Genomic DNA, 24,381 nt, shown 5'->3' on the forward strand with positions numbered 1-24,381 from the left:
GATGCCGCCATGACCACCATCCTCGAAAAGACCGCCGGCCTTGTCGCTTTCGTGCGCACGGTGGATGCCGGCTCGTTCCAGGCCGCCAGCCGGCTGATCGGCTCCAGCCCGTCGGCCGTGTCGAAGAGCGTGGCCAAGCTGGAGCAGCGGCTCGGCGCAAAACTCATCCAGCGCTCGACGCGCCGGCTGGGGCTGACCAGCGAAGGCATCGCTTATTACGAGCGCGTGGCGCCGCTGCTGCGCGCGCTCGACGATGCGCAGGACATCGTGCAAAGCACCGGCACGGCACGCGGCCTGCTGCGCGTCACCGCCCCGGTCGAACTCGGCCGCGGCCTCATCGCTTCATGGGGGCAGCTGTTCCTGGCCGAGCAACCGGAAGTGAAGCTGGAACTCAGCGTCACGGACCGCCACGCCGACCTGATCCGCGAGAACTACGATGTGGCGGTGCGCATGGGTGCGCTGGCCGATGTCGGGCTCACGGCGCGGCGCATCGCCAGCCTGCCGATCGTGCTGGTGGCCGCTCCCGCCTATCTCCAGCGCCGAGGCTTTCCAGCCTCGATCGACGATCTGCGACGCCACGATTTCGTCCGCTATGTCTCGGCTGGCCGCCCGCGGCCCATCACTTTTGCGGGCGGCACGCAAATCGTGCCCGACGGCCGCTTCGACACCGACGACAGCGGCGCCATCCGTAACGCAGCACTTGCCGGTGCTGGCGTCGCTCACCTCATGCAAGTCGCCGTACAGGACGACCTCGACACCGCCCGCCTGGTGCGCGTCCTGCCGGAGGTGCCGATGCCAACCATGCCAGTCCACATCGTGCACGCCTTCGGCCGGCAACTGCCGGTGCGGGCAAGGCTGTTCGTGGAGTTTTTGGCACGGCAGATGGCGAGATTGGGAAGGTAATTCGCTTCTCGCTCGTTTACGGCGTGCAATAGCATATGGATTCCGGAACTGTCTGCCCGGCCCGGCCCCGATGTCCCGACTGTTCGTCACATCTAGCGAATCTGTGGAACGGGGCCGCGTCTCGGGGATTATATTAGGTTAACCTTGAAAAGGAGGTAGCCATGAAGAAGCTCCTGCTTGTTTCGGTTATCGCCATTGCTTCGGCGGCGGCGATGATCGCCCCCGCGGGTGCCCGCGCCCGTATCACTCTCGGCATCGGCGGCTATGCCGACGACTATTACGGTGACGGCTATTACAATGGTTACGGTGACTACGGCGATCGCTACGTCTATCACCCCTATTACCAGTACGACGACTACGACAACGGTTACAGGCCGCGTTATTACCACCGGCACCACCGTTGCCACATCGAACTGGTCAAGCACTGGCGCCATCACCACAGGATCATCGAGGAAGTCCGCGTCTGCGGATGACCTGATCATATGAAAATTGATCCGGCCGGCATTGCCGGTCGGATCGCCGCGCCCTCACGCCCGCCTCCGCAACATCATCCCATAGTGCACCGCCAGCAGGTCCAGTCCGACCTTCAACAGCTTCGTCACTACATCCCGCCCCTCGCCGGTCTGCTCCGCCAGGCTCTTGATCGAGCCGCCGGCGCAGCAGACTTTCTGCACCACGGTGGCCACCTCCCAATGGCAGAGCGCCCTCGTGGCGGCGGCATGCGCCCGCCCGGCGTCGAGCACGCTGTCGGCGATGCCGCCGCCGTGCCGGCCGCCGTCGACGCGCTCGCTCCAGCGCATCGGTTTCACGCTGGCCTGCTGGCTGCAGCGGAAATCCTCGCGGTAGCGCAGGCCGGCCTCGCGCTGCTGGCGCGACAGCGAGGTGATGCCCAGCAGCGGATCCACATTGCGCACCCGCACGATGCCGCCGGTAGAAGTGTAGCCGTCATTAGACACCTCGTAGACGCGGTTTGCCTCAGAAGTGCCGACGGCCAGCCGCTTGCGGCCGAATTTGTCGTCCTTCAGCGCGAAATCATGGCCGATCTCGTGGCGGATGCGCACCTGCTCCGCCTCGCCCTTCGGCAGTTTTGGCGCCTGCGGTCTTGCGGCTCTGGTTCTCTTGCTCACGCGGTGGCTCCTGGTTGGAATTGGGTTGTTGGACTGGGTCGTACAGAACCTGGGTTCTGACGCGCCGCCCCTCACCGCGAGCAGCTCTCGGATAGCGCGGCGTTTCGAGCAGCTCGATGCGGAGCTGCTCTGGAGGGCAGAACTGGGCGTTGCTGGAGCCGCGGCCATGTCTGCATCCGCGCTAATGGAACCAGCGCGGTTTCGCGACGTTATGCGCCGTCGAGGAACACGGGAGACATACCGATGACAGCTTTCATGCCGGTCACGCTGCGCTTTTGCGACAACAAAACCATGCTGGTCGGTTCGGTGGCCGAGGCTGCCAACGCGCTTAAGCAGCAATGGCCCGACAAGACAGCACCTGGCTATGTCGAGGCGGCCCGGCTCGTTGCTCTGGCCGTGGACGGCACCTGTTGCCAGCGCATCGCCTTCGATGCCCTCACCAGGGAGGCCAGGCAACAGAACATCTTGGTGGCCAGGCCGAAAAGCCGGGCCCATGACTGGCTGGACGCCGTGGCCAGCCCGTGAGGGTTGTGCGGTTCGGCCGGGCCGGGCCGAAACTGTGATGCAACCGCCAGCCAGCGTGGCGCGTTGATTAGAGCGGGGTTTACAGCCTCGCGCAGAGTGAAGGTGAACGCCGTGGGTACGATGAAGACGGGAGTGCCGCTCAAGGTGCGGATGGACGGGCAGATCGAAGAGATCGACAGCGTCAGCGAGGCCGCCGACTTCCTGCAGCGCTGGCCGCTCGAACGCCGCGGTCACGTCTACCGCAGCGCGCTCAACGCATGCAGTGCTGCCATTGCCGCGCAGATTTCCGAATCCGACGCCATGAAAGTATTCACCGGTTTTGCCAGGGTGGCAGACATCCTGGTCGCTGAGAGCGGGCCGTCGATGATGCTCGAGACTAGGACGGTGCAAAGCCGCATGCCCAAGCAAGGCCGGCAGGTGCCGAAATAGGGCGACGAGGTTTCTTTCTCCCCGTCCACGGGGAGAAATGCCCGGCAGGGCAATGAGCGGCGGCGCCAGCGCTTCGGTCGGATGCTGGAAGTTCATTTCTGTTTTCAATCCCGCCACGTCATCGCCCCCTCATCCGCCTGCCGGCACCTTCTCCTTGTAAACGGGAGAAGCGATGCTCACCCCATCTCCGCCGCAAAAAACGCGGCGGCGGAAACGCGTCTGGTGATAGGTGCAATAGCTTTTCAGCGCCTTTGTCCGCATGCCGCAGCACAGCATGTCGGTGCCCGGCCGGCCGCCCGGCGTATCGTTTTCACTATCTTCTTCCAGCGTCAGGTCCAGCGGCGCGCGGCAGCGGTCGAACAGGCAGTCTATGAAGCGCATCGCCACGCCATGTGGCTGGCGGCCGAGGGCCGCACGAGGCGGCACCGGCATCTCCAGGCGATAGGCCTCGCCGTCGGCCACCAGCACACTCTCTTCGCGCACCAGCAGTCGTCGCGGCTCGCGCTTCGGCCGGAGCGGCATGCCGGCGACGCCGGTGGCACGCGCGACGTCGATCGTGTCGGACGCCTTGGCGATGGCCGTGCCCGTTCCGTTCGCCCGCTTGCTCGCCTTGCGTTTGCCGGCTGGCAGCCGCTTGCCACTGGCAAAGCCGATCGCGTCCAGCATGGCGTTGCGGTGCACGATGCCGATGATGGCGTTGCGTGACACCAGACTGCCACGCAGCACAGTGAAAGCCGCCGCTATCTTCGAGGCGGAAAGCCCGTCCTTCAGCCAGCGGGCGATCTCTTGCAATTCCGCGTCGGTATAGCTTGCCATCTCAAGGTTCCTTCCAAATTCTGCCTTCGGCCGTGCGCCGTCGGGCAGGCGCCGGGTTCGGCCGGATGCCTAGGCCGCAGTCAGGGTTGTCTTGTTCGGGGGCCGGCTGGCGCCAGCTTTAGCCTCAGCCGGAGCGGGCTCGCCGCTCGGCCGGTTCAGCGAGCCGCGAAAGCCGCGTCTCGGCCGTTTTTCTGTCGGAGGCGGAAACCGCCCTGCCCGTCAGTGCGTCGCGCAGGATCACAGTGCCGTCCTGCGTGCGGATGCATGACCGGCCTGCTGGATCGGCAGAACCCGGGCCAGCGCCATCTCGATCGAATTGGGGGCCGGAGTCGCAGGGAGCGGCGGCTCCGGCCCGTTCCGGTCGCCTGTGACGGGCGGACCGGATCCGAGGCCAATGCAATCAGGCAAGGCGCCTCGGGCTTCGCGCCGGCCGGGGAGGACGGCCGGGACGGAAGGGAATGGCTGGCGGTGGTGACCGCCACGGCGCCATCGAATCTGGACAGGTTTTGCATGTCCGTATATAAGCATAACTCAAAAATCTATGCAAGCCATTCTTTCATAGACGAGAGCCACTTTCATCACTCACATGGGCGCCATGGCAAAAACGCAACTGTCGATCAAGGTCGGGGCGGCGATCCGCCAGGCGCGCAAGCAGCGCGGCCTGGTCATGCGCCACATTGCCGAGCATAACGACACCGATGTCGCCGCGGTCGGCAATTGGGAAACCGGCCGCAACCTGCCCAAGACCGAGAACCTGTTGAAGACCGCCGCTTTCCTGCGCGTCGATCCGGTGGCGCTGGGCAAGGGCGAGGTCGTCTTCCTCGATGACGCCGGCCCGGTCGCCGACGTGGAGATCGTCACCGATGCCGGCCCACCGCCCGCCGGACCGATGGATATCCCGGTGCTGGGCGCGGCCGTTGGCGGCGATGACGGCGACTTCACCTTGAACGGCGAGCCGGCCGGCTATGTCCAGCGTCCGCCCGGCATCCGCAAACTCCCCAAGGTGTTCGCGCTGCACGTGCTGTCCGATTCTATGGTGCCGCGCTACGAACCGGGCGACATGATCTATTGCGGCGGCCGCGAGGCGGTGCCCGGCGACCATGTCGTCATCGAGACCTTTCCTGAAGAAAACGAGCGCAACGGCAAGGCCTTCATCAAGAAACTGGTCAAGCGCACGACTGCGGAACTGGTGGTCGAGCAGTACAATCCGCCGAAGACGCTGATCTTCAACCGCTACGCCATAAAACAGGTCTGGCGCGTCATCCCGCTCAAGGAACTGTTGGGGTATTAGAGCGGCGGCGCCCGCAGCGCCCGTCTCCTCACGCCCGCCTCGCTCCCTCCAGAGGCGCCTCGCGGTCGTTCAGCATCCGGGCTTCGCTGCGTACGCGCTGGCGCTCGTCGATGAACGCCGCCTGGATCGAAATGGCCACGCCCGGCAGCCCATCGGCGCGGCAGGCCGAGCAGACGATGCGGCCTGAAAGGGCGGCCAGCGGCGTATTCCCCGTTACCCCGAACCGCTTCAGCTGATCGGGCCGCCACCACCTGTTGCGGCCGCAATCGGCGCACTCGACCGATATCGAGGCGACATGCGCGATCACTGCTTCCTTGCCTGGCAATGCCATCGCCCCTGCCTCGTCTTTTGTTCCTGATTTGTTCGCATAATCCTGTGTTTTAGGCCGCGAGTCGAGTCGCCCATCTCAAAGATTGCCAAAAGTTTTTCTTCTGCAATTATTTGAGTTATGCTTATATAAACTCACAAAATGTGAGTCGGGGCGCGAACCGCCCGCCGCATCGTATCCGGGAGTGACGATGGACGCCCTTGCCGCCGATTTCGCCCGCGCCTGCGGTTACACAGGCGACAGCCCTGCTCTGCTTGAAGCTTTCGACGCGATCCGCCGCAATGGCATCGACCGCGCCCGCCATGATCATGTCAGGCGCAAGGCCGTCATCGACGCGCTGAAACACTCGGAGGCGCTGTTCCTGGCGGCGATCGGTCCGGCGCTGTCGGCGCAAGAAGCCGTCGAGGACGCCGCCCGCTTCATCGCCTTCTGGCGCAACATGCCGCGCTGGCGCCAGGAGCGGCGCCTGCCCGACCTCATCAGAGCCAGACAGCAGCGCCTCGTGGCACGCTACTTCCGCCGTTACAGCCACCGGATATGGTTACTGGAAGCGGCGTGAGGCGGTCACGGTTGACGTGACGCGCCGATCGTTTTATAGAACCAAATAGTTCCAGAACTAAATGGTTCCATAATGGCAATTCAAATCTCCCTCGACGACACATTCGCCGCGCTGGCCGATCCGACGCGCCGCGCCATCCTTGCCCGGTTGCTCGACGGCGAAGCCTCGGTCGCCGAACTGGCGCAACCTTTCGCGCTGACCGTGCGGGCAATCTCCAAGCATGTCGGCGTGCTGGAGCAGGCGGGCCTGGTCACCCGCAGCCGGTCGGCGCAGAAGCATCTGAGCCGCATCGAGCTCAAGCCGCTGCGCGACATCGACCGCTGGCTCGACGGCTACCGCAAGCTTGGGGAAGGCCGCTTCGACCGCATGGAAGACTTGCTGCGGCGCGGCGCGGACAAACCGGAATGAGCACGCCCATGGCTTCGACAGCCGATCGCAGCTTTGCCATCGAACGGATTTTCGACGCTCCGGTCGAGCGTGTCTTCCGGCTGTGGACAGATCCTGCACTGGTAGCTCAATGGTGGGGCATCAAGGACTGCACCATCCCGCATTGTGTGCTCGACGTGCGTGTCGGCGGCCGCTGGCGCATCGACATGCGCACCTCGAGCGGCGCGCTCTACCGCAACCAGGGCAGCTATCTCGAAATCGTGGCGAATAGCCGACTGGTTTATTCCGACGAGCCGGATCCCGAATTGCGCGAATGGGCCGGCAAGCCGCCGGGGCAAAGCCGCCATACGGTGACCTTCACGCCGGATGCGCAGCGAACCCACGTCCATTTCGAGGTGACGCTGGCCAGCGCCGCCGACCGCGAGCGCCTGCTGGCACTCGGCATGCGCGGCGGCTGGACGCAGAGCTTCGACCGGCTCGAGCAGCTGATAGGAGGCAACCATGCTGGCTGAAAACGCCGAGCCGACCACGCAGGCCGTCCTGTCGCGGGATGGAACGCCGATCGCCTGCGAGCGCCGTGGAAAGGGCCATCCGCTCATCCTCGTCGACGGCGCGCTTTGCTCCCGCACCATGGGTCCGAGCCTTCAACTCGCCAAGGCGCTTGAAGGCAGCTTCACCGTGTTCCGCTACGACCGCCGTGGTCGTGGCGACAGTGGCGACACCGCGCCCTACGCCGTCGAGCGCGAAGTCGACGACATCGAGGCCGTGCTCCGGGCCACCGGCGGCGAGGCCTTCGTCTGGGGCATGTCGTCGGGCGCCATGCTGGCGCTGATGGCGGCAAGCCGCCTGCCCGGCATCGGCAAGCTGGCGCTCTACGAGGCGCCGCTGATCGTCGACGACAGCCGCAAGACCACGCAAGGCGACTGGGCAGCGATCCGGGCCGCGGTCGCCGAAGACCGGCGTGGTGACGCCGTGACCGCCTTCCTCAAATCGGTCGGCATGCCTGGCCTACTGATTGTCTTCATGCGGCTGACGCCAATTTGGTCGAAGCTCAAGGCGGTGGCGCACACACTGCCCTATGACGGCGCCATCGTTGCCGGCGATCAACTCGGCAAGACGCTCGACCCTGCCCGCTGGACCTCGGCGCGCATGCCGATACTGGTGACCGATGGCGGCAAGAGCCCGCGCTGGATGCAGCATGGCAACAAGGCGCTGGCCGAGGCGCTGCCCAATGCCCGCTACCGGACGCTGGCCGGCCAGAACCACATGCTGAAACCCGCCGCGCACGCACCCGTGCTGACGGCGTTTTTCAACGGGCGGGAGTAGCCTCGTCCGGTAAGAACAACTTCGTGGAAGGAGAGAGCTTGCCATCGCTGCCATGTGACCGAGCCCTCGCCGCATCCGGCTTGCGAAACCGTCGTGGCCCGTGGCATCTGTCTGACTCAACGGACCGATCCCCAGCAGCATGGCAGCACGACCACCCGCCGGAAAACCGCCCAGCAGCAGGCCACCCGCCGGCAACGCTCGCACGGGCAAGCCGCATACTGGCAAGCCGTTGGGCGTCAGCCTCAACCGGGCATTGTCGAAGCTCGGCCTGTGCTCACGCACGCAGGCCGAGGTCCTGATCGCCGAGGGCCGTGTACGCGTCGGCGGCAAGGTGGTGCGCAATGCGACCCTTCGTGTCGACCTCAACCGCGACCGCATCGTCGTCGACGACCGGCCGGTGGTTGCCGAGCGCAAGGTCTATCTCATCCTCAACAAGCCGCGCGGGCTGGTCACCACGCGCAACGACCCGCAACAGCGCGACACCGTCTATGCCTGCCTCGACGGGCTCGACCTGCCCTTCGTCTCGCCGGTCGGCCGCCTCGACAAGGCCAGCGAAGGCTTGCTGTTGATGACCAACGACACCCAGTTTGCGAACCGGCTGATGGACCCGGCCTCGCATCTGCCCAAGACCTACCACGTGCAGATTGGTACGGTGCCCGACGCCGCGATGCTGGAAAGATTGCGCGCCGGCGTCACCGTCGACGGCGAGACCCTGACCACGATCGCGATCGAGCTTCTGCGCAGCGGCGGCCGCACCGCCTGGCTGGAGATCGTGCTCGACGAGGGCCGCAACCGCCACATCCGCCGCCTGCTTGCCGCGCACGGCATCGAAGTGCTGCGGCTGATCCGCATCGCCATCGGCCGCCTGCAACTCGGCGACCTCGCCAAGGGCAAGGCGCGGCACCTGACGCCGGAGGAATTGGCGCTGCTGGCGGGGTAAGTGGCGGGTGCAAGACCCCTTCAACCGCGACACCTCAAAAAAATTCTTGCTCCCCACCGATGATTTCCCCTCACCCGCGCTGTCCTGATCTACGGGCGCTGGAATGGTACGGCGGCCGGAAGAAGCGAGGTGATCCATGGCATCGTTACAAGGTCAGAATGTCGTCGTCGTCGGAGGCAGCCGGGGCGTCGGCCGCGCGATCGTCGAAACCACACTCAGCGAGGGTGCGACGGTGCTCGCCGTAGCCCGGGGTGCAGCCGATCTGAAACAGCTGTCCTGGGAGAAACCCAGGGTGAAGACGTTGGCGGTCGACGCCACGCAGGAGACCGCGCCCGACGCGGTGTTCGCCGCGCTGGAGCCGGATGTTCTGGTGATCTGCGCCGGCGCCCTGGCCCCGTCGGCGCCCGTGCAGGACCAAAGTTGGGATGACTTCTCCGCGAACTGGGACATGGATGTCAAGGCGTCGTTCCTGTTTTGCAAGGCCGCACTCCAGGGCCGGCTGAAGCCGGGCAGCCGGGTGGTGCTGATCTCCAGTGGCGCGGCACTCAGCGGCGGCCCGCCGAACTCCGGCGGCTATTCCGGCGCTAAGCGCATGCAGATGTTTCTTGCCGCCCATTGCCAGAAGGAAGCGGACCGGCTCGGCCTTGGCCTGCGCTTCATGGCGCTGGTGCCGATGCGGATCATGCCGGACACCGGCGTCGGCCAGCGCGGCATCGACGGCATCTCGGCCTATCTCGGCATCAGCCCTGCGGATTTCCTCGCCAGCATGAGCGACATGCAGACGCCGGGCGATATCGGGCACGCCGTGGTCACGCTCGCCGGCGGCAAGCTGCAAGGCGTCTCCTTCACCATCAGCGGCAGCGGACTTGCGGCGGCGGCATGAGGCGCGCAGGATGCCAGTCGAATTCGACACGATGGGCTCGACATGACAGACGCTCCTGGCCCGCTTGAGCCAATGGGCGAACAAGGCCAGCCGGCCCTCGACCGGCTGGCCTTCGAGCGCCTGACATTGGCCCACCGCCGCGAACTCAAGCTGCACTGCTACCGGATGATGGGCACGCTGCACGAAGCCGACGACCTCGTTCAGGACACGTTCCTGAAAGCTTGGCGGAGCCGGTCGCAATTCGATGGCCGCGGCTCGCTCCGCGGCTGGCTCTACACGATCGCCACCAACAGCTGCCTCAATGCCATCAAGGCGAGGTCATCGGCGCATCGCATTGTCGAGCAGCCCGGACGGCCGCCGAGCGAGGCGCGGGCCGCTGCCGGGCCCGCCGCCGAACTCGCCTGGCTGGGGCCCTACCCGGACACCGAACTGCCGGACCTCGTCGATGGCGAGCCGGGCCCGGAAGCGCGCTACGAGACCCGCGAAGCGGTGCGGCTTGCCTTCGTCGCCGCGATCCAGACTTTGCCGCCCAGGCAACGCGCCGCCCTTTTGCTGTGCGACGTGCTGGGCTGGTCGGCGCTCGAGAGCGCGCAATTGCTGGGCGGTTCGACCACTTCGATCAACAGCGCCCTGCAGCGGGCCCGCGCAACGCTTGGGGCACGCTATCCGCAGGGGCGTCCGCTGCAGCGGTCACGGCCCACCAGCGAAGAGGCCCGGCTGCTGGAGCGTTACATGCAGGCCTGGCAGGCGGCCAACCTCGACGGCTTCATCGAACTGCTGCGCGAGGACGCCGCCTACCACATGCCGCCATGGCGGGACTGGTATCAGGGCCGCCAGGCGATCCATGGTTTCTTCAAGACAGTCTGGGGCAATTTCGCCGGCTACCACGCGGTCGCCACCCGCGCCAACGGCCAGCCCGCGGTCGCGATCTATGCGCGGCGCCATCAGGATTCCGAATGGCGAGCCCAGTCGCTGCACGTCATCGAGCCGGGCGACGGCGGGATCGCCTCGCTGACGGTCTATGTCGGCCCGCTCGGCCCCGACCTCTTTGCGCCCTTCGGCCTGCCGCCGGTCTGGCAGCCCTCCTGACGGGAAGCTGTCAGGATGGCTGGTCTATATCAGCGCGTGGGGTCGGCAGCGGCTCCGGCAAATCAGGGAGCAATGCGATGAATTTCGTCTCCGTCCGCATCATCACGTCGGACGTCCAACGCCTCGTGCGCTTCTACGGCGAGATCACCGGCATGCCCGTGACGATCTACACCGAAGACTTCGCCGAACTGGCGACGCCGGCCTGCACCCTGGCGATCGGCAGCACGCGCACCTTGCAGCTGTTCGGCGGCGACGTCGCCCGCCCCGCCGATAACCACACCGCCATCATCGAATTCCGCGTCGGCGACGTCGATGCGGAATTCGCCAGGCTGTCCGACACCATTAAGGACGCAACCGTGCAGAGGCCGACCACCATGCCCTGGGGCAACCGTTCTTTGCTGTTCCGTGATCCGGACGGCAATCTGGTGAACTTCTTCACGCCCGTGACCGCCGAGGCGATCAAGAAGTTCGACAAGGAGGTTGTCGCCTGACCTATTTCTGGTTCCACTTGCGGATGACCGGCTCGGTCAGTTCGTGCTCGTAGCCGAGCACGCTGATGCTTGCGGTGTCCAGCACGAATATCGCGCCGACTTCCGGCGGCAGGCCGATCCAGCGCGCCGCCAGCACGCGCAGGAAATGCGCGCTGGAAAACACTAGGATGTCGGCATTGGCCTTGCGCAGAGCGGCGATGATCGTGTCGGCACGGGCGCCGACATCGGCCGCCGTCTCGCCCTTCGGGCAGCCATCGCGAAACACGTTCCAGCCCGGCCGCTCGGCCAGGATCTGTTTTGTCGTCAGCCCCTCATAGGCGCCGTAGTCCCACTCCTGCAGATCGTCTTTCTTGACGCTCTCGGCGCCGAAGCCGGCCAGCACGCTGGTGTTGTAGGCGCGCTGCGACGGGCTCGACCATACGGCCGAGAACGACAGGCCTTTCAGGCGGTCGGCGACGCCCCGCGCGGCAGCCTCGCCGGCCGGCGTCAGCGGCATATCGGTGCGGCCGGTGTGCTGCCCCGAAAGGCTCCACGCTGTCTCGCCATGGCGGACCAGATGGATATGCGGGAACGCGTTGCTCATGGGATGCCCCTCAAAGTCGCCGGCACCTTAGAGGAGGACGCGGCAAAGGGGAATCCGGCTGACGCGAAAGGTGAGGTCGCCTGGCCCTGTTCCGCATCAAGCTGGCCCCTGTGATGAACCTGGTGGCGCAACTATATCAAGGTCAGCCCCTACAGGCTCTCGCCACCACAAGGGCACCGGCCCTTGCACAACAGGTCACATCATCATGTACACACATTTGCTGATCGCCACGGACGGATCGGAACTGGCCGACAAGGGCGTTGCCCACGGCCTGGCGCTGGCCAGCCGCCTCGGCGCCACTGTTACCTTTGTCCACGTCACCGAACCATTCCCGATCTTCGCCTGGGGCGGCGCCATGGCCGGCTATGCCGCCGGCGATGAATTCGTCGCCTATCAGGAAGGCGGTCGCCGATACGCCAAGGACGTGCTCGACAAATGCAGGGTCTCTGCGGACCTCGCCAATGTGCGCGCCGAGGTGGTGCATATCGAGGACAAGAAGCCCGCCGAGGCGATCCTGGAACTGTCGCAGGCCAAGGGCTGCGACCTCATCGTAATGGCCTCGCACGGCCGCCGGGGACTTGGCAGGCTGCTGTTGGGAAGCCAGACGACGGAAGTGCTGTCCTTAACCGAAATCCCGGTCCTGGTGGTTCGGTAAGCCGTATATCGCTGGGCTCTGTTGAGCCGTTGCGCCACCTCGCTTGCCCGCAATGACATTGTCATTGCGATCAGCTGTGTCTGGACGATGAGGGGAGTTGTCTATCCATGCCAACGTCACATCAACCGTTGCCGAAGAGCGTTCCGCTTAATATCCGTGTCAACCCGGAAGTGCGCAACTTAATCGACCGGGCAGCAGAGCTGCTCGGCAAGAATCGGACGGACTTCATGCTTGAAGCGTGGCAACGGGTCGCCGAGGAAGCGTTGCTTGACCGTCCCGTGTTTACCGTCGAGCAAGATATCCACGCTGCGTTTCTGGCGCGTTTCGATGCGCCGCCGCAACCGAACGAGCGATTGCGCCGTACCATGACGACAACTGGCCCATGGGACGCTGTGTGACGGCTATCGGCTCCGGTTTGACTAGGCAAGACCGGTCGTCCCGCAATGCTCCTCAGCCGCAGTCCCTCCATCTGTGGTGGTGGGTCGGTTTGAGTCTATGAGTTAAGGTCTGTGATAGGCGTCGCATAGATGACGATTGCGTATCCATCTTGAAGGGCTGCCTCCGCGGCATTTCGCAAAACGTCATCGCCTATTGAAGAAACTTCAACTGCCAACGTCTTCGCGTCCCGCACCTCGACATGCTGCCAGCCACAGGTGACAAGATGTGTCGGCGTTGAGCATAGCGCCGACTCCAGACTATCGGTGTTGGCAAAAACCAAAAGCGCGCGGCGCTCCCCATCGATATATTGTTGATGCCCGTCTGCGCACGCTACCAATTTCAGCACATAAAGGCTCATTTTGTCAGTCTGCCACTTTCCTGTACGGCCGGCGGGAGCTGTAGCTGATCCAACAGATAAGTCTACAGCAACAACTCCCCACGCGAGATAGACCCCCAGGGCTAGCAGCCCGGCGAAGAACACCATGCGGAAGGTCTCGACGCTCATCCGCTGGCGCAGCGCCTGGCCGACGACCATACCGGCCAGCGTCTGCGCCAGGGCCGGCTCGTCGCGCAAGGCGCGGGTATCGCCATCGTGCCGGAAAGTGCGGCGCGCCGCTCGGCACGCACGCTGCGCAGCCTGCGGCTGACCGACGACTGGGCGACGCGCCAGCTCAATCTGTGCGCCCGCCCTTCGACGAGCTGACCCCGCAAGCGAAATTGCTGGCTGCCGCGCTGGTCTGAACCCGGCAGCCCAATGGCGAGCAACCGCGACCGCGCAAGACGGTGCACTATGCCGCATAGCGCCAAAACAACACCTTGCTTTTCAAAAATTCGTGACATAGCTTGTTTTCATATAGGCAAATAGTTTGCCAATCTTTTTTCTTTTTATGAAAGACAGAGCTTTTGCGGGAACATCTCGATCTGACCGATCGGCGGCTGGTCAAACAGCTGTCGCAGGACGCACAGCCGGGCATCAACCGCCTCGCAGAGATGTTGGCGATTTCGGTGCCGACGGTACGCACGCGGCTGCGCAACCTGCTCGACCGCAACCTGCTCAAGATCGTCGGGCTCTTGAACCTGACCGAGCGCCCCGAGCTGATCTCGGCCATTGTCGGTATCAATGCGCAAGGACGCGGTCGGGCCCGCGAACTGGCGCAGCGCATTTCCGAACTGCCCTTCGTCAACTCGGCTTCGGTGGTCACCGGGCGCTTCGACATCATCGTCGACGTGACGGTGGCCGGTGACGTCGCCGATCTCTACCGCGTCACCAGCGAACTGATCCCGGGGGCCGGCGAGCCGGGCGAAGTCGTGCGCAGCGAGACCTTCGTCGTCATGGCGTCCTGCAACAAATGGGTCAGCCTGCCGGAAGGCTGCTGGTCGGACGACAGCGTCCGTAAGGAGCCGGCATGAAGATCGCGGTTCTCGGCGGCCTCGGCCTGCAAGGCCGGGCGGCCATCGCCGATCTCGTTGCCAGCGGTGTCGAGGAGGTGGTCTGCGTCGACACGGCACCGGACGGTGCGGCTCGCCTTGACGGCCTGACCGACCTTGCCCGCGTGCGCTTCGTGGTACCGCAGGGCGCGATCGGCCCGGCGCTGGCCGGCGTGCTGGCGGATGTCGACGCTGTCATCGACCTGTTGCCGCAGCCGCTGATGCGCGAGGCGGTCCAGGCCACGATCGCAACGCGCACGCCGCTGGTCACCACCAATTACGGCAAGGCCATCGCCGACCTGGCGCCGGCCGCCGAGCAGGCCGGCGTCTCGATCATGACCGAATGCGGGCTCGACCCCGGCATCGACCTGGTGCTCTACGCGCGCGCCGCAAGGCAGTTCGATACCATCGCCGCGATCGATTCCTATTGCGGCGGCATCCCCGAGCCGAAGGCGATGGCGAAGCCGCTGTGCTACAAGGTGAGCTGGAACTTCGACATGGTTCTGGTCAGCCAGAACCGTGACAGCGTGATGATCGAGGACGGCGAGCGCGTCGCGGTGCCGGCCGGCAGGCAGCACGACAACCCGTTCATCCACGAGATCGAGGTCGCGGGCCTCGGCGCATTGGAAGCCTTCCCCAATGGCGATGCGCTGCACTATGTCGAGATGCTGGACGCGGCAAAAGGGCTGCGCCGGTCCGGGCGCTACACGCTGCGCTGGCCGGGATGGTCGGCGTTCTGGGCGCCGCTGAAGGAACTCGGCTTCCTCTCCGAAGACAAGGTGCCCGGCACCGGCTCCAGCCCGCGCGAATTCCTCGGCCGGCTGCTCGGGCCGCAATTGCAGTATGGCCCCGGCGAAAGGGATCTTTGCGTGATGCGCAATGTCTTTTCCGGCCTCGAGGGCGGCCGCCGCAAGACGGTGACCTCGGACTTGATCATCGAGCGCGACCTGGCCTCCGGCCTGTTCGGCATGAGCCTCGGCGTCGGCTATCCCGCCAGCATCGTGGCGCAGATGTTGGCGCGGGGCGAGATCACCAAGCCAGGCCTGCTCAACCCGCTGCTCGATGTGCCCGATGGCCCCTTCTTCGACGAGCTGGCCAGGCGCGGCATCAAGGTCACCGAGACGGTGGCCTGGGACTGAGGATTTTCGATCGGTGGCTGCCGCCGGCAACGGCGCTGCCGCTCAAAAAAGCACCCCGAAGGGTGAAATCAACAACGTGGAACAATAAAACAAGGAGGAATGCCAAATGAAGATTGCCAGACTTTTCATCGCTGGACTTGCGCTCGCCGGGCTCACCACGGCGGCCAGTGCCGGAACACTCGACGACATCACCAAGCGCGGCGAGTTGCGCGTCGCCGTGCAGACACAGGGCCCCCCCTTCTCGCTGGTCGGCGCCAATGGCGAACGCACCGGCAGTTCGGTTGAATTGGCCGAACTGATGGCCAAGGAAATGGGCGTCAAGATCACCTTCCTCGACTTCGACTGGGACGGCCTGATCCCGGCGCTGCTGTCGGGCAAGGCCGACCTCCTGGTCGCTGACATGACGCCGACGCTGGCGCGCGGCATGAAGGTCGCCTTCACCAAACCTTACATGTATACGGGCAGCACCGTGTTCACCAAGGCCGACAGCAAGTTCAAGACCACCGAGGACTGCAAGGCCAAGGGCACCAAGATCGCCGTGCTGCTCGGCGCCACCGGCGAGAAGGAGGCCAAGGCCGTCTTCACCGATGCCGACATCAAGAGCTACAAGGGCGGCGGTCCGCTGCTGCTCGACGCCGTAAACAACGGCCAGGCCGATTGCGGCGTCAACGACGTCTCGGCGGTGACAGGCCAGTCGACCGCCTATCCGGCCGGCACCTTCACCATCATGCCGGAGCTTTTGTCGAAGGAACCGCTTGCCTTCGCCACCCGCTATGACGAGCCGGACCTGCTGGTCTGGATGAACCTGTTCCTCGACCAGGTCAGCATCGACGGTCGCCTGCAGAAGAACCTCGACTACTGGGTCAATTCCGACGCCTGGAAGAAGGACCACTAACCAGCCTTGGAATCCAGGCGGTTTTGCGCGCGTCTTGAGCGCCGCGAAGCCGCCTGGCCTTTCGTTTCGTCCGCTTTGGGAACCGCCCAGCGATGCTCGAAAATTTCAGTTTCCGCAGCATCGTCGAATATCTGCCGCTGTTCGGGCAGGGCCTGGTCACGACCGTGTGGCTGTCGGCGCTGTCCTTTGTCGGCGCGCTTGCCGTTGGCATCGTGCTGTGCGCCATGAACCTGCAGCGCGGCTGGCTGTTTCGTGCCCCGGCCAAGGCCTATATCGACGCCGTGCGCGCCACGCCTTTGCTGGCGCAGCTCTATTTCCTCTATTTCGGCCTGCCCCGGCTCGGCTTCGTCCTGCCCGAGTTGGTCGTCGGCATCCTCGCGCTGTCGCTCAACAGCGGCGCCTATGTCGCTGAAATCATTCGTGCCGGCATCCTGTCGATCCCGCGCGGCCAGGTCGAAGCCAGCGTCGCCTCGGGCATGACCTATGTCCAGCGCATGCGCCTGGTCATCCTGCCGCAAGCCTTCAAGGTGACGATCCCGCCGCTGCTTGGACAGGCGATCGTGCTGGTCAAGGATTCGGCACTTCTGTCGCTGATCTCGGTTGCCGAACTTACCCGTGCCGGCCAGCTGCTCGCCTCTGATCGCTTCATGCCGGCGGAAGGTTTCCTCACAATCGCCGCCTTCTACCTGCTGCTCTATTACTGCCTGAAGGGGCTGGCTGCTCTCTCCGGTCGCTGGCTCGGCACGGCGGGGGCGCGGACATGATCTGGCAACAGCTGCAAAGCCTCGCCGGCAGCTATCCCTTGGCGCTGCGCGGCCTCGGCATGACGGTGGTGCTGTCGCTGATCAGCCTAGTGCTCGGCACGCTGCTCGGCTTCGGTCTCGGCATCCTGCGCACCGGCGGCAACCGGCTGGTCGGCAGCCTCATCGGCGCCTGGGTCGACCTGATCCGCGGCACGCCTTTCCTGGTGCAGATCTTCCTGATCTTCTTCATCCTGCCGGAGCTCGGCATCGAGCTTGACGCCTTCACCGCTGGCATCATCGCGCTGACAAACCTTGCCGCCTGCTTCATCTGCGAGATCGTCGCCGCCGGCATTCGTTCGGTGCCGACCGGCCAGGTCGAGGCAGCACTGGCGTCCGGCCTGTCGCGCTGGCAACGCATGCGCCAGGTGGTGCTGCCGCAGGCGATGCGCATCGTGCTGCCGCCGCTGGTCGGACAATATGTGCTGCTGATCAAGGACTCTTCGGTCGTCTCGGCGATCGGGCTTACCGACCTCACCCGCGTCGGCTGGCTGGTGGTGCAGCGTGTGCCCAACGGCTTGCTGGTCTTCTTCCTCGTCGGCGTCGGCTACTTCATCGTCTGCTATCCCCTGATCATGCTCGCCCGCCGGCTCGAGCGCCGCATGGGCGCGGCGCATGGCGAGGTGCAGCTGTGACAGCGAACCCCAAAGGTCCGGCAAATATGACCAAAACCGGTATGATCGACTTTCGCGGCGTCAACAAATGGTTCGGCGAGCTCAACGTGCTGAAGGACATCACGCTCAGCGTCGAGCCGCGCGAGGTGGTCGTCGTCTGCGGCCCGAGCGGCTCGGGCAAGAGCACGCTGATCCGCTGCGTCAACGGCCTGGAGGCGATCAAGGACGGCGATCTCGTTGTCGACGGCCAGCGCCTCGGCAACCCCGCCACCAACATGACGCAGCTGCGCACCGAGATCGGCTTCGTCTTCCAGTCGTTCAACCTCTATCCGCACAAGACGGCGCTCGAAAACGTCACGCTCGCCCCCATCCATGTCCGCAAGATCCCGCGCACCGAGGCTGAAAAGGCCGGGCGCGAATTGCTGGCCAAGGTCGGCCTCGCCGACAAGGTCAACGCCTATCCGGCGCAGCTCTCCGGCGGCCAGCAGCAGCGCGTGGCGATCGCGCGTTGCCTCGGCATGCGGCCCAAGATCATGCTGTTCGACGAGCCGACCTCGGCACTAGACCCCGAGATGATTTCGGAAGTGCTCGACGTCATGGTGGCGGTCGCCGAGGAAGGCATGACCATGATGGTGGTGACGCATGAGATGGGCTTTGCCCGCAAGGTCGCCCAGCGCGTGGTGTTCATGGATGCCGGCGCCATCGTCGAAAGCGGCACGCCGGACGAATTCTTCTCGCACCCCAAGACCGACCGCAGCCGCGCTTTCCTGAGCAAGATCCTGCGACACTAAGTATCCGGGCTAGCTCGCCTCTTCCGGGCTGCCGCCAATCGCAAACTTAACCCGGCGTTCGCCCAGTCTCAGCAGCGCAATGGCGGAGAAGGCGATGACTCCGGTCGCAGCGACGACCACCAGCACCCACAGCGAATTGGCGACGGATGTCCGCGCCATCATGAAGGCGAGCGCGAACGGCGCGAAGGCCGAGGTGAACTGGCGGGCAGCGCTCGCCCATCCCAGCCGCGCGCCATAGCCTTCGCGGCCGAAGAGTTCGAGTGGCAAGGTACCCCCGACGATGCTGGTGAGGCCGGAACCGAGGCCGAACAGCAGCACGAACAGGAAGGCGCCCGGCAGCCATGGCCTGGTCAACAGCAGCGTGCCCAGCCCGGCCGTCAGCAGCGACGCGGCGATGACGGCGAGATGCGTTTGCTGAAGGCGCCCGCCGAACAGCATGTTGATCAACCGGCTGGCGACCTGCGCCGGCCCGAACAGGGTCGAAACGAAGAGACCGGCCGTGCCGAGCCCAAGTGCCGCCGTCAGCGGCACCATGTGGATGAGGATCGCCGACAGCACGAAGCCCTCGGTGGCGAACCCCGCCAGCATCAGCAGGAACGCGGGTCGCCCGCGTCTCGGATCGAGTGCCGCGCCCGCTTCATGGGTCGGCACGCGCTCTTGCGGCGTGGCCGTCGCGTGACGGCGCGACAGGCGCATCAGCCAGGCGTGGATCGGCAGGCAGAGCCCGAGATTGAGCGCCGCGAACAGCAGATAGACCTCGCGCCATGTCAAATCCGCATGCAGCGCCGAGGTCAGCGGCCAGAACAAGGTCGAGGCGAACCCCGCGATGAGCGTCAGGTGGGTGATGCTGCGTTGCGGCCGGGGAACCCCGATCTGCACGATCGCCACGAAGGCGGCGCTGTAGAGGACGAAACTGGAGGCCAGCTCCATCGCCAGCAAGGCCATAACAAAGGTCACGCGGCCGGGCGAGACGGCGCACAGGGCCAGCGCGACGGCTGTCGCGACCGAACCGATGGTCATGATGCGCCCGGCGCCGAAGCGGTCGGCCCAGCACCCGGCCGTGGGCGCGAACAGGCTGCCGGCAAACAGCGAGGCGGACAGCGCGCCGAACACCCACCCTTCCGTGAGACCGAACTCCCTGGCCATCGCCGGCGCCAGGATCGAGAAGCTGTAATAGAGCGTGCCGTAGCCGATGATCTGCGTCAGCCCGAGCGCCCATATCGCCTTGCGCAGGACAGACCGGTCAGGCATCGACGCCCACGGCTTCCGTCGCCTTGGCGCCAACCGATGGGCCCGTCGCGCAGCCGCAGCCGGACGCGCCCTTTGCCTTGGCGCCCGCGTCCTCGACGCAGCAGGCGTCGACATTGGCGGGTGCGGGCCCGCCGCAACAACCAGCACTGTCGGATCCCGTCACGACATCGGCGCTGCAGACGCCGGTTTCCGGCAGCACCAGCCGCACTTCGCGGGCCGCGACATGGTCACCGGCAATGTCGGCGACCACCGAGCGGACCTGCTCGTAGCCGGTCGCCATCAGGAAGGTCGGGGCGCGGCCGTAGGATTTCGAGCCGACGATGGTGAAGCCAGGCTCGGGATGGGCAAGTTCCCGGATGCCATGCGCGGGAACCGTGCCGCACGAGTGGAAATTCGGATCGATCAGCGGCGCCAGCGCCGGCGGCGCTTCGACGGCCGGATCGAGCGCGATACGGATTTCGCCGAGGAACGACAGGTCGGGCCGGAAGCCGGTGGTGACGACGATCCGGTCGACGGAAAGGCTGAATGGCTTGCCGGCCAGGCTGGCGTCGACGGCAAGCCCCTCGCCTTGCATTTCGATGTGGTTGACGGCGAAGGCCGCCAGCATGTTCAGCCTTCCATCCGCCATCGCCTGCTTGGCGGCGAGGCCAAGCGCGCCACGTTCGGGCAACTGGTCGTTCAGCCCGCCGCCAAGCAGCCGGTCGACGCTGGCGTGACGCAGCGCCCAAAAAATCTCGGTGCCGGGCGCTGCGTCCTGCAGCTCCATGAGCGCCAGGGCGACGTTGATCGCCGAGTGCCCGCCGCCAATGACGAGGACACGCTTGCCCGCATAGCTCTCCCTGGCCTTGCCGACCACGTCGGGAATGCCATAGGCAATGTGTCCGCAAGCCGCGTCTTCGCCGGCAACCGGCAACCCGTCGACGCCGATGGGGTTGGGCCGCGACCATGTTCCGGATGCGTCGATTGCGGCGCGCGCGAGAACGCGGTGCTCGCCGCCCGCATCGCGATAGCGGATGACGAAGGGAGCATCCTTGCGACCGTCATTGGCAACCTTGTCATGTCCCTGGCGGGTGATCGCCGTGACCTCGGCGCCGAGCTTCAAATTGGCGGCAATGCTGGCAAGTGCGGCAAGCGGCCCCAGATAATCGCGCACGATCTCGCCGCCGGTCGGCAGGCCTCGCATGTCTGGCGCCGTCCAGCCGGAGCGGTCGAGCAGCGCCCGCGCCGCCGCGTCGATATTGTATTGCCATGGCGAGAACACCCGTACGTGGCCCCATTCGAGCAGTGCGGCGCCAACGCTTTCGCCGCGTTCGAGGATCAGCGGACGGATGCCGCGTTCGACGAGATGCGCGGCGGCGGCGAGGCCGACCGGACCTGCGCCGATCACCACGACGGGAAGGTTTGCCATCATGTTCATATGTTCGATCCTTCCGGTATCTTCGAATTACAAAGCGAAAAAAATCAGGCCAGCGCTTTCCCGACGGCGGGCGCGCAGGCGGCATCCGCGCAGCACTCGTCGGCGAGATAGCCGATCAGCGCATTCATGCCGGGATAGTTGGCGCGGCAGATCAGCGTCGTCGCTTGCCGTTCCTGCGTAACAAGGCCGGTGTCGACCAGCCGCTTGAGGTGATGCGACAGCGTCGAGGACGGAATATCGAGCTTGCCCTGGACGCTGCCGACGGCAAGCCCGCCGTCACCGGCGCGCACGAGGATCCGGTAAAGCTGAAGCCGCGTCGGATTGCCGAGCGCTTCGAGCTGGGCAGCTGCTTTTTCGAGTTTCATCGAAATAGGCTACGTTGCATCCGTCGAACCGTCAACCAAATTTCGAAAAATATGGAAATAGCGTCAGCCGACCCGCTTGCCCGAGGCGTCGAAGACCACCTCGCCGTCCTCCTTGGTGAACGCGCCGATGTCCGGGGTGGGCAGGATGTCGAGCACCTTTTCCGACGGCCGCGCCAGCACCACGCCGAGCGGGCTCACCACGATCGGCCGGTTGATCAGGATCGGATGCGCCAGCATGAAATCGAGGATATCGTCGTCGGACCATTTCGGATCGGCGAGGCCGAGTTCGGCGTAGGGCGTGCCCTTCTCGCGCAGCAGCTCGCGCGGCGTCATGCCCATAGCAGCGATCAACTCGACCAGCTTTTGGCGTGACGGCGGCGTCTTCAGATACTCGATCACTTCCGGTTCCTCGCCCGACTGGCGGATAATGGCCAGCGTGTTGCGCGAGGTGCCGCAATCGGGATTGTGATAGATGGTGATGGTCATTTCGCGGCCTGCATCTGTCTGGTTGGCTTCGGTTCGGCAAGCAGCCAGCCGGCCAGGGCCATGGCCAGCAGCGCGCCCAGCAATTCGGCTGATATGAAACCCGGCAGGTCGACCGGGCGGATGCCGGAAAACGTGTCCGACAAGGCACGGGCGATCGCGACGGCCGGATTGGCGAATGAGGTCGAGGCCGTGAACCAGTAGGCGGCCGTTATGTAGAGCCCGACCAGCCAGGGGATCGCGACGGAGCGGAAGCGCAGGCCTGCTAGGATGGTGAAGACGAGCCCGAAGGCTGCGACTGCCTCGGCGAGCCATTGCCCGGCTCCGGTCCGTACCGTCACGGAGGCCTGCAGGATCGGCAGTTCGAACATGGCGTGGGCCAGAAACGTCCCGACGATGCCGCCGACGATTTGGGCGACGACATAGGCGAGCGCCGCCCTCGCCTCGATTTCGCGGCGGAGCGCGAACACCAGCGTGACCGCCGGATTGAAATGCGCTCCTGAAACCGGCCCGAGTATCGTGATCAGCACGACAAGGATCGCTCCCGTCGGCAGCGTGTTGCCGAGCAGTGAAATGGCAACGTCATGCGTCAACCGGGATGCCATGATGCCGGAGCCGACCACGGTCGCGACCAGCAGCCCCGTCCCCAGCGCTTCGGCAACGCAGCGGCGTGTCAGGTCGGGCGCGACGGCGTTCAGCAGGCCATCGGCAGGGTGCAGGCGATCTCGTCCAGCCACTTCGCTCATCGGCATGCTCCTAGCAGTCACAGGTCACGGCATTGATGATGGGACGGCAGAGTTCCGGCGCGCCGTTGCAGCAATCTTCCATCAGAAAGGCCAGGAGGTCCCGAAACCCGGTCATGTCGGCGACGTAGCGCACGATCCGGCCATCGCGTTCGGGGCGGATCAGCCCGGCATGGGCAAGCACCTTCAGATGCGCCGACATGGTGTTCTGGACCGTATCCAGCCTTGTGGCGATCTCGCCCGCCGGAATGCCTTCCGGACCGGCGCGGACGAGCAGCCGGAACACATCCAGCCGCGTCTCCTGGCCAAGGGCCGCCAGCGCGTTCAACGTGTCTTTTTTATCCATATATCCGAATCCTTGGATTCATGGATATCGACTTACCCGCGACCTGTAAAGTCTGATCTCGGACGGCTGCAGGCAGGTCTTCACCGCAGACGCAATCCGCCCTCGCCAGCTGTCAGGTGACGGCCAGCACCTTGCCCGTATCGTGCTCGCGCACGAAATCCACGCGGGCGCCGTCCCAGTGATAGCTGTAATGCCGGCCCTGGACCGGAATGGTGATGGCGTCGGGCCAGAAGATGCCGATGCAGCCGCCGCCCGGCATGCGCACGCTGTTCCACACCAGCCCGTCGCTGCCGGTCGCCCGCAGCGCCCGCCCCTCCGCTTGCGAGGCGGTGTAGTCGTCCGGATCGAGCACGCCGGGCACCGCGTTCACGTCGTCGAGGTCGCGGTCGACGCTGCCGATCAGCACGCGGAAATCCGCCGTCCAGCCCGGATCCTCGTTGGTGGCGCGCATGAATTTCTGGTGGTGGTGAATGGTCTCGGCGAGCGCCACCTCTTCGCTGTCGCCGGCATAGTAGATCCCGTAGCTGCCATCCGAGAACCGACCGGGACGCAGGGTCGAACAATGCACGAAGGGCGCCATCACGAAGCTGGCGCCAGGGCCGGAGACCCGCCTTGTGGCCGCCACCTTGCCAAGGTCGCCGATCTCGAGCCTGATGCGCGGGTTGGTCTTCGCCTCGACCGCGGCCAGCGCCTCCCAGTCACGCGGGTCGGCAATGTCCTCGAAGAGGTCGATTGGCGGATGGATGGAGCGGATGATGCGGAAGGTCTGATGCCAGTGGACGCGGCGCCGGACCGCGAGCCCACTCACCATGCACCACGCTCCGCATCGAGCCATTCGCGCATCGCGGCAAGGTCGGAGATTTCGCCGCGCAGCATCAGGTCGAGCGCCGACTGGCCGCCGAAAGCGGCATTGGGCTTGCGGATCCAGGCATAGCCGCGCGCAGGCTCCGTAAAGAGATAGCGCAGGCCTTTGTGGATGCCCATCAGGTGCGCCATGCGGGTGCGCAGGTCGCGGTCGATCCTGCCGACGCCGCCTTCCTTCCAGCGCGCCCAGGTGCGCGCCGACATGCCGCCGAGCAGGATGCAGGTCTCCAGGTCGGTGAGGCCCCACGCCTTGAACAGGTTGACGGTGGTGCGCGCCAGCGCGCCCGCCTCTTCATCCGAAATGGCGCTTCCAACCGTGGCCGGCGTGTTGACTATGGGCTGAAGCTGCATTTTTGCGTCCTCGCTATTGGCAGATATATAGCACGCATTTGCCAATTGGCAAGAAACAGATCCAACGCGAGGATCGGACGCCTACCGTCAATCCCCATCCAACCAGCCGGACCGCGCCCTCAAT

General features: G+C 65.3%; 34 protein-coding genes. 21 read left to right on the forward strand and 13 right to left on the reverse strand.

Annotation, left to right across the window (positions count from 1 at the left end; all coding sequences use genetic code 11):
* Window positions 1-9: 9 nt before the first annotated feature.
* Both HNQ71_RS25120 and HNQ71_RS25125 read left to right on the forward strand, forming a co-directional pair.
* Entirely contained in the window at window positions 10-903 is an 894-nt protein-coding gene (locus tag HNQ71_RS25120) for a LysR family transcriptional regulator (RefSeq protein WP_184875431.1), read from the forward strand.
* Window positions 904-1,064: 161 nt separating this feature from the next.
* Complete coding sequence (locus tag HNQ71_RS25125; RefSeq protein WP_184875433.1) at window positions 1,065-1,376, forward strand: hypothetical protein; 312 nt, start codon at window positions 1,065-1,067, stop codon at window positions 1,374-1,376.
* Between the two features lie 54 nt (window positions 1,377-1,430).
* On the opposite strand, the gene HNQ71_RS25130 is transcribed toward HNQ71_RS25125, so the two are convergent.
* Window positions 1,431-2,030: a DUF6456 domain-containing protein gene (locus tag HNQ71_RS25130; protein ID WP_184875435.1), complete on the reverse strand. Its 600-nt coding sequence runs from the start codon at window positions 2,028-2,030 to the stop codon at window positions 1,431-1,433.
* Between the two features lie 255 nt (window positions 2,031-2,285).
* Here HNQ71_RS25130 and HNQ71_RS25135 point away from each other — a divergent pair, with 255 nt between their 5' ends.
* Window positions 2,286-2,555, forward strand: coding sequence for a DUF982 domain-containing protein (locus HNQ71_RS25135; RefSeq protein ID WP_246462017.1), 270 nt, complete (start codon window positions 2,286-2,288; stop codon window positions 2,553-2,555).
* 120 nt (window positions 2,556-2,675) lie between these two features.
* Window positions 2,676-2,984, forward strand: a complete 309-nt coding sequence (locus HNQ71_RS25140) for a DUF982 domain-containing protein (protein ID WP_184875611.1) — start codon at window positions 2,676-2,678, stop codon at window positions 2,982-2,984.
* 129 nt (window positions 2,985-3,113) lie between these two features.
* On the opposite strand, the gene HNQ71_RS25145 is transcribed toward HNQ71_RS25140, so the two are convergent.
* On the reverse strand, window positions 3,114-3,800 hold the full coding sequence (locus HNQ71_RS25145) for a GcrA family cell cycle regulator (RefSeq protein ID WP_184875438.1): 687 nt from the start codon (window positions 3,798-3,800) through the stop codon (window positions 3,114-3,116).
* Window positions 3,801-4,386: 586 nt separating this feature from the next.
* On the opposite strand from HNQ71_RS25145, the gene HNQ71_RS25150 reads away from it, so the two are divergent.
* Window positions 4,387-5,091 (forward strand): XRE family transcriptional regulator, encoded by a 705-nt coding sequence (locus HNQ71_RS25150; RefSeq protein ID WP_184875439.1) that lies wholly within the window; start codon window positions 4,387-4,389, stop codon window positions 5,089-5,091.
* A 28-nt stretch (window positions 5,092-5,119) separates the two neighbouring features.
* Here the strand turns inward: HNQ71_RS25150 and HNQ71_RS25155 are convergent, their stop codons facing one another.
* The gene (locus HNQ71_RS25155) at window positions 5,120-5,422 is read right to left on the reverse strand and encodes a hypothetical protein (protein ID WP_184875442.1); all 303 of its coding nucleotides are present in this window, start codon (window positions 5,420-5,422) and stop codon (window positions 5,120-5,122) included.
* 187 nt (window positions 5,423-5,609) lie between these two features.
* Between HNQ71_RS25155 and HNQ71_RS25160 the strand changes: the two genes are divergently transcribed.
* The 8 genes from HNQ71_RS25160 (at window position 5,610) to HNQ71_RS25195 (ending at window position 11,094) form a co-directional block, all read left to right on the forward strand.
* Entirely contained in the window at window positions 5,610-5,978 is a 369-nt protein-coding gene (locus HNQ71_RS25160; protein ID WP_184875444.1) for a hypothetical protein, read from the forward strand.
* Window positions 5,979-6,050: 72 nt separating this feature from the next.
* On the forward strand, window positions 6,051-6,386 hold the full coding sequence (locus HNQ71_RS25165) for an ArsR/SmtB family transcription factor (protein WP_184875446.1): 336 nt from the start codon (window positions 6,051-6,053) through the stop codon (window positions 6,384-6,386).
* Window positions 6,383-6,877 carry an SRPBCC family protein gene (locus HNQ71_RS25170; protein ID WP_184875448.1) on the forward strand — a complete coding sequence of 165 codons (495 nt, stop codon included), beginning with the start codon at window positions 6,383-6,385 and terminating at the stop codon, window positions 6,875-6,877. Before HNQ71_RS25165 ends, HNQ71_RS25170 begins: the two co-directional genes overlap by 4 nt.
* A complete protein-coding gene (locus HNQ71_RS25175) occupies window positions 6,867-7,691 on the forward strand; it encodes an alpha/beta fold hydrolase (protein WP_184875450.1) in 825 nt (274 codons plus the stop codon). The genes HNQ71_RS25170 and HNQ71_RS25175 overlap by 11 nt, the downstream gene beginning before the upstream one ends.
* Before the next feature lie 139 nt (window positions 7,692-7,830).
* On the forward strand, window positions 7,831-8,631 hold the full coding sequence (locus HNQ71_RS25180; protein WP_184875452.1) for a pseudouridine synthase: 801 nt from the start codon (window positions 7,831-7,833) through the stop codon (window positions 8,629-8,631).
* Between the two features lie 136 nt (window positions 8,632-8,767).
* Complete coding sequence (locus HNQ71_RS25185) at window positions 8,768-9,514, forward strand: SDR family NAD(P)-dependent oxidoreductase (RefSeq protein ID WP_184875454.1); 747 nt, start codon at window positions 8,768-8,770, stop codon at window positions 9,512-9,514.
* A gap of 42 nt (window positions 9,515-9,556) precedes the next feature.
* Window positions 9,557-10,603, forward strand: a complete 1,047-nt coding sequence (locus HNQ71_RS25190; protein ID WP_184875456.1) for an RNA polymerase subunit sigma-70 — start codon at window positions 9,557-9,559, stop codon at window positions 10,601-10,603.
* A 77-nt stretch (window positions 10,604-10,680) separates the two neighbouring features.
* Window positions 10,681-11,094, forward strand: coding sequence for a VOC family protein (locus HNQ71_RS25195; protein WP_184875457.1), 414 nt, complete (start codon window positions 10,681-10,683; stop codon window positions 11,092-11,094).
* Window position 11,095: 1 nt separating this feature from the next.
* Here HNQ71_RS25195 and HNQ71_RS25200 read toward each other — a convergent pair whose 3' ends face one another.
* Window positions 11,096-11,677 carry a histidine phosphatase family protein gene (locus HNQ71_RS25200; protein ID WP_184875459.1) on the reverse strand — a complete coding sequence of 194 codons (582 nt, stop codon included), beginning with the start codon at window positions 11,675-11,677 and terminating at the stop codon, window positions 11,096-11,098.
* 205 nt (window positions 11,678-11,882) lie between these two features.
* Between HNQ71_RS25200 and HNQ71_RS25205 the strand changes: the two genes are divergently transcribed.
* Both HNQ71_RS25205 and HNQ71_RS25210 read left to right on the forward strand, forming a co-directional pair.
* Window positions 11,883-12,332, forward strand: a complete 450-nt coding sequence (locus HNQ71_RS25205; protein WP_184875461.1) for a universal stress protein — start codon at window positions 11,883-11,885, stop codon at window positions 12,330-12,332.
* Between the two features lie 107 nt (window positions 12,333-12,439).
* Window positions 12,440-12,730: a type II toxin-antitoxin system TacA family antitoxin gene (locus HNQ71_RS25210; protein WP_184875463.1), complete on the forward strand. Its 291-nt coding sequence runs from the start codon at window positions 12,440-12,442 to the stop codon at window positions 12,728-12,730.
* Window positions 12,731-12,825: 95 nt separating this feature from the next.
* Here the strand turns inward: HNQ71_RS25210 and HNQ71_RS35025 are convergent, their stop codons facing one another.
* On the reverse strand, window positions 12,826-13,344 hold the full coding sequence (locus tag HNQ71_RS35025) for a hypothetical protein (RefSeq protein WP_246462019.1): 519 nt from the start codon (window positions 13,342-13,344) through the stop codon (window positions 12,826-12,828).
* Between the two features lie 329 nt (window positions 13,345-13,673).
* On the opposite strand from HNQ71_RS35025, the gene HNQ71_RS25220 reads away from it, so the two are divergent.
* The 6 genes from HNQ71_RS25220 to HNQ71_RS25245 all read left to right on the forward strand — a co-directional run bounded on the left by HNQ71_RS25220 (window position 13,674) and on the right by HNQ71_RS25245 (window position 18,437).
* On the forward strand, window positions 13,674-14,180 hold the full coding sequence (locus HNQ71_RS25220; protein ID WP_184875465.1) for an Lrp/AsnC family transcriptional regulator: 507 nt from the start codon (window positions 13,674-13,676) through the stop codon (window positions 14,178-14,180).
* Window positions 14,177-15,337 carry a saccharopine dehydrogenase family protein gene (locus HNQ71_RS25225; RefSeq protein ID WP_184875467.1) on the forward strand — a complete coding sequence of 387 codons (1,161 nt, stop codon included), beginning with the start codon at window positions 14,177-14,179 and terminating at the stop codon, window positions 15,335-15,337. Before HNQ71_RS25220 ends, HNQ71_RS25225 begins: the two co-directional genes overlap by 4 nt.
* A 106-nt stretch (window positions 15,338-15,443) precedes the next feature.
* Window positions 15,444-16,232 (forward strand): ABC transporter substrate-binding protein, encoded by a 789-nt coding sequence (locus tag HNQ71_RS25230; protein WP_111543261.1) that lies wholly within the window; start codon window positions 15,444-15,446, stop codon window positions 16,230-16,232.
* A 92-nt stretch (window positions 16,233-16,324) separates the two neighbouring features.
* On the forward strand, window positions 16,325-16,996 hold the full coding sequence (locus tag HNQ71_RS25235) for an amino acid ABC transporter permease (RefSeq protein WP_184875469.1): 672 nt from the start codon (window positions 16,325-16,327) through the stop codon (window positions 16,994-16,996).
* Window positions 16,993-17,667 (forward strand): amino acid ABC transporter permease, encoded by a 675-nt coding sequence (locus HNQ71_RS25240; RefSeq protein ID WP_184875471.1) that lies wholly within the window; start codon window positions 16,993-16,995, stop codon window positions 17,665-17,667. The genes HNQ71_RS25235 and HNQ71_RS25240 overlap by 4 nt, the downstream gene beginning before the upstream one ends.
* A 26-nt stretch (window positions 17,668-17,693) precedes the next feature.
* Window positions 17,694-18,437, forward strand: coding sequence for an amino acid ABC transporter ATP-binding protein (locus tag HNQ71_RS25245; protein ID WP_425492266.1), 744 nt, complete (start codon window positions 17,694-17,696; stop codon window positions 18,435-18,437).
* Window positions 18,438-18,446: 9 nt separating this feature from the next.
* On the opposite strand, the gene arsK is transcribed toward HNQ71_RS25245, so the two are convergent.
* The 8 genes from arsK to HNQ71_RS25285 form a co-directional block, all read right to left on the reverse strand.
* Window positions 18,447-19,688, reverse strand: a complete 1,242-nt coding sequence (gene arsK, locus HNQ71_RS25250) for an arsenite efflux MFS transporter ArsK (RefSeq protein WP_184875473.1) — start codon at window positions 19,686-19,688, stop codon at window positions 18,447-18,449.
* Window positions 19,681-21,105 (reverse strand): NAD(P)-binding domain-containing protein, encoded by a 1,425-nt coding sequence (locus HNQ71_RS25255; RefSeq protein WP_184875475.1) that lies wholly within the window; start codon window positions 21,103-21,105, stop codon window positions 19,681-19,683. Before HNQ71_RS25255 ends, arsK begins: the two co-directional genes overlap by 8 nt.
* A 44-nt stretch (window positions 21,106-21,149) precedes the next feature.
* Entirely contained in the window at window positions 21,150-21,470 is a 321-nt protein-coding gene (locus tag HNQ71_RS25260; protein ID WP_184875477.1) for an ArsR/SmtB family transcription factor, read from the reverse strand.
* Between the two features lie 63 nt (window positions 21,471-21,533).
* Window positions 21,534-21,956 (reverse strand): arsenate reductase (glutaredoxin), encoded by a 423-nt coding sequence (arsC, locus tag HNQ71_RS25265; protein ID WP_184875479.1) that lies wholly within the window; start codon window positions 21,954-21,956, stop codon window positions 21,534-21,536.
* On the reverse strand, window positions 21,953-22,699 hold the full coding sequence (locus HNQ71_RS25270) for an aquaporin (RefSeq protein ID WP_184875481.1): 747 nt from the start codon (window positions 22,697-22,699) through the stop codon (window positions 21,953-21,955). The genes arsC and HNQ71_RS25270 overlap by 4 nt, the downstream gene beginning before the upstream one ends.
* Window positions 22,700-22,709: 10 nt before the next feature.
* On the reverse strand, window positions 22,710-23,042 hold the full coding sequence (locus tag HNQ71_RS25275) for an ArsR/SmtB family transcription factor (RefSeq protein ID WP_184875483.1): 333 nt from the start codon (window positions 23,040-23,042) through the stop codon (window positions 22,710-22,712).
* 112 nt (window positions 23,043-23,154) lie between these two features.
* Entirely contained in the window at window positions 23,155-23,853 is a 699-nt protein-coding gene (locus HNQ71_RS25280; RefSeq protein ID WP_184875485.1) for an RES family NAD+ phosphorylase, read from the reverse strand.
* Window positions 23,847-24,257: an MbcA/ParS/Xre antitoxin family protein gene (locus HNQ71_RS25285; RefSeq protein ID WP_184875487.1), complete on the reverse strand. Its 411-nt coding sequence runs from the start codon at window positions 24,255-24,257 to the stop codon at window positions 23,847-23,849. The genes HNQ71_RS25280 and HNQ71_RS25285 overlap by 7 nt, the downstream gene beginning before the upstream one ends.
* Window positions 24,258-24,381 lie beyond the last annotated feature (124 nt).

Origin of the sequence: Mesorhizobium sangaii (assembly GCF_014207355.1) — a bacterium.
Taxonomy (GTDB): domain Bacteria; phylum Pseudomonadota; class Alphaproteobacteria; order Rhizobiales; family Rhizobiaceae; genus Mesorhizobium; species Mesorhizobium sangaii.

Bases quoted from the DNA above. Each gene is read 5' to 3' on its own strand.
- HNQ71_RS25120 (WP_184875431.1), top strand. From the start codon at position 10: ATGACCACCATCCTCGAAAAGACCGCCGGCCTTGTCGCTTTCGTGCGC.
- HNQ71_RS25125 (WP_184875433.1), top strand. From the start codon at position 1,065: ATGAAGAAGCTCCTGCTTGTTTCGGTTATCGCCATTGCTTCGGCGGCG.
- HNQ71_RS25135 (WP_246462017.1), top strand. From the start codon at position 2,286: ATGCCGGTCACGCTGCGCTTTTGCGACAACAAAACCATGCTGGTCGGT.
- HNQ71_RS25140 (WP_184875611.1), top strand. From the start codon at position 2,676: ATGAAGACGGGAGTGCCGCTCAAGGTGCGGATGGACGGGCAGATCGAA.
- HNQ71_RS25145 (WP_184875438.1), bottom strand. From the start codon at position 3,800: ATGGCAAGCTATACCGACGCGGAATTGCAAGAGATCGCCCGCTGGCTG.
- HNQ71_RS25150 (WP_184875439.1), top strand. From the start codon at position 4,387: ATGGGCGCCATGGCAAAAACGCAACTGTCGATCAAGGTCGGGGCGGCG.
- HNQ71_RS25155 (WP_184875442.1), bottom strand. From the start codon at position 5,422: ATGGCATTGCCAGGCAAGGAAGCAGTGATCGCGCATGTCGCCTCGATA.
- HNQ71_RS25160 (WP_184875444.1), top strand. From the start codon at position 5,610: ATGGACGCCCTTGCCGCCGATTTCGCCCGCGCCTGCGGTTACACAGGC.
- HNQ71_RS25165 (WP_184875446.1), top strand. From the start codon at position 6,051: ATGGCAATTCAAATCTCCCTCGACGACACATTCGCCGCGCTGGCCGAT.
- HNQ71_RS25170 (WP_184875448.1), top strand. From the start codon at position 6,383: ATGAGCACGCCCATGGCTTCGACAGCCGATCGCAGCTTTGCCATCGAA.
- HNQ71_RS25175 (WP_184875450.1), top strand. From the start codon at position 6,867: ATGCTGGCTGAAAACGCCGAGCCGACCACGCAGGCCGTCCTGTCGCGG.
- HNQ71_RS25180 (WP_184875452.1), top strand. From the start codon at position 7,831: ATGGCAGCACGACCACCCGCCGGAAAACCGCCCAGCAGCAGGCCACCC.
- HNQ71_RS25185 (WP_184875454.1), top strand. From the start codon at position 8,768: ATGGCATCGTTACAAGGTCAGAATGTCGTCGTCGTCGGAGGCAGCCGG.
- HNQ71_RS25190 (WP_184875456.1), top strand. From the start codon at position 9,557: ATGACAGACGCTCCTGGCCCGCTTGAGCCAATGGGCGAACAAGGCCAG.
- HNQ71_RS25195 (WP_184875457.1), top strand. From the start codon at position 10,681: ATGAATTTCGTCTCCGTCCGCATCATCACGTCGGACGTCCAACGCCTC.
- HNQ71_RS25200 (WP_184875459.1), bottom strand. From the start codon at position 11,677: ATGAGCAACGCGTTCCCGCATATCCATCTGGTCCGCCATGGCGAGACA.
- HNQ71_RS25205 (WP_184875461.1), top strand. From the start codon at position 11,883: ATGTACACACATTTGCTGATCGCCACGGACGGATCGGAACTGGCCGAC.
- HNQ71_RS25210 (WP_184875463.1), top strand. From the start codon at position 12,440: ATGCCAACGTCACATCAACCGTTGCCGAAGAGCGTTCCGCTTAATATC.
- HNQ71_RS25225 (WP_184875467.1), top strand. From the start codon at position 14,177: ATGAAGATCGCGGTTCTCGGCGGCCTCGGCCTGCAAGGCCGGGCGGCC.
- HNQ71_RS25230 (WP_111543261.1), top strand. From the start codon at position 15,444: ATGAAGATTGCCAGACTTTTCATCGCTGGACTTGCGCTCGCCGGGCTC.
- HNQ71_RS25235 (WP_184875469.1), top strand. From the start codon at position 16,325: ATGCTCGAAAATTTCAGTTTCCGCAGCATCGTCGAATATCTGCCGCTG.
- HNQ71_RS25240 (WP_184875471.1), top strand. From the start codon at position 16,993: ATGATCTGGCAACAGCTGCAAAGCCTCGCCGGCAGCTATCCCTTGGCG.
- HNQ71_RS25245 (WP_425492266.1), top strand. From the start codon at position 17,694: ATGACCAAAACCGGTATGATCGACTTTCGCGGCGTCAACAAATGGTTC.
- arsK (WP_184875473.1), bottom strand. From the start codon at position 19,688: ATGCCTGACCGGTCTGTCCTGCGCAAGGCGATATGGGCGCTCGGGCTG.
- HNQ71_RS25255 (WP_184875475.1), bottom strand. From the start codon at position 21,105: ATGAACATGATGGCAAACCTTCCCGTCGTGGTGATCGGCGCAGGTCCG.
- HNQ71_RS25260 (WP_184875477.1), bottom strand. From the start codon at position 21,470: ATGAAACTCGAAAAAGCAGCTGCCCAGCTCGAAGCGCTCGGCAATCCG.
- arsC (WP_184875479.1), bottom strand. From the start codon at position 21,956: ATGACCATCACCATCTATCACAATCCCGATTGCGGCACCTCGCGCAAC.
- HNQ71_RS25270 (WP_184875481.1), bottom strand. From the start codon at position 22,699: ATGAGCGAAGTGGCTGGACGAGATCGCCTGCACCCTGCCGATGGCCTG.
- HNQ71_RS25275 (WP_184875483.1), bottom strand. From the start codon at position 23,042: ATGGATAAAAAAGACACGTTGAACGCGCTGGCGGCCCTTGGCCAGGAG.
- HNQ71_RS25280 (WP_184875485.1), bottom strand. From the start codon at position 23,853: ATGGTGAGTGGGCTCGCGGTCCGGCGCCGCGTCCACTGGCATCAGACC.
- HNQ71_RS25285 (WP_184875487.1), bottom strand. From the start codon at position 24,257: ATGCAGCTTCAGCCCATAGTCAACACGCCGGCCACGGTTGGAAGCGCC.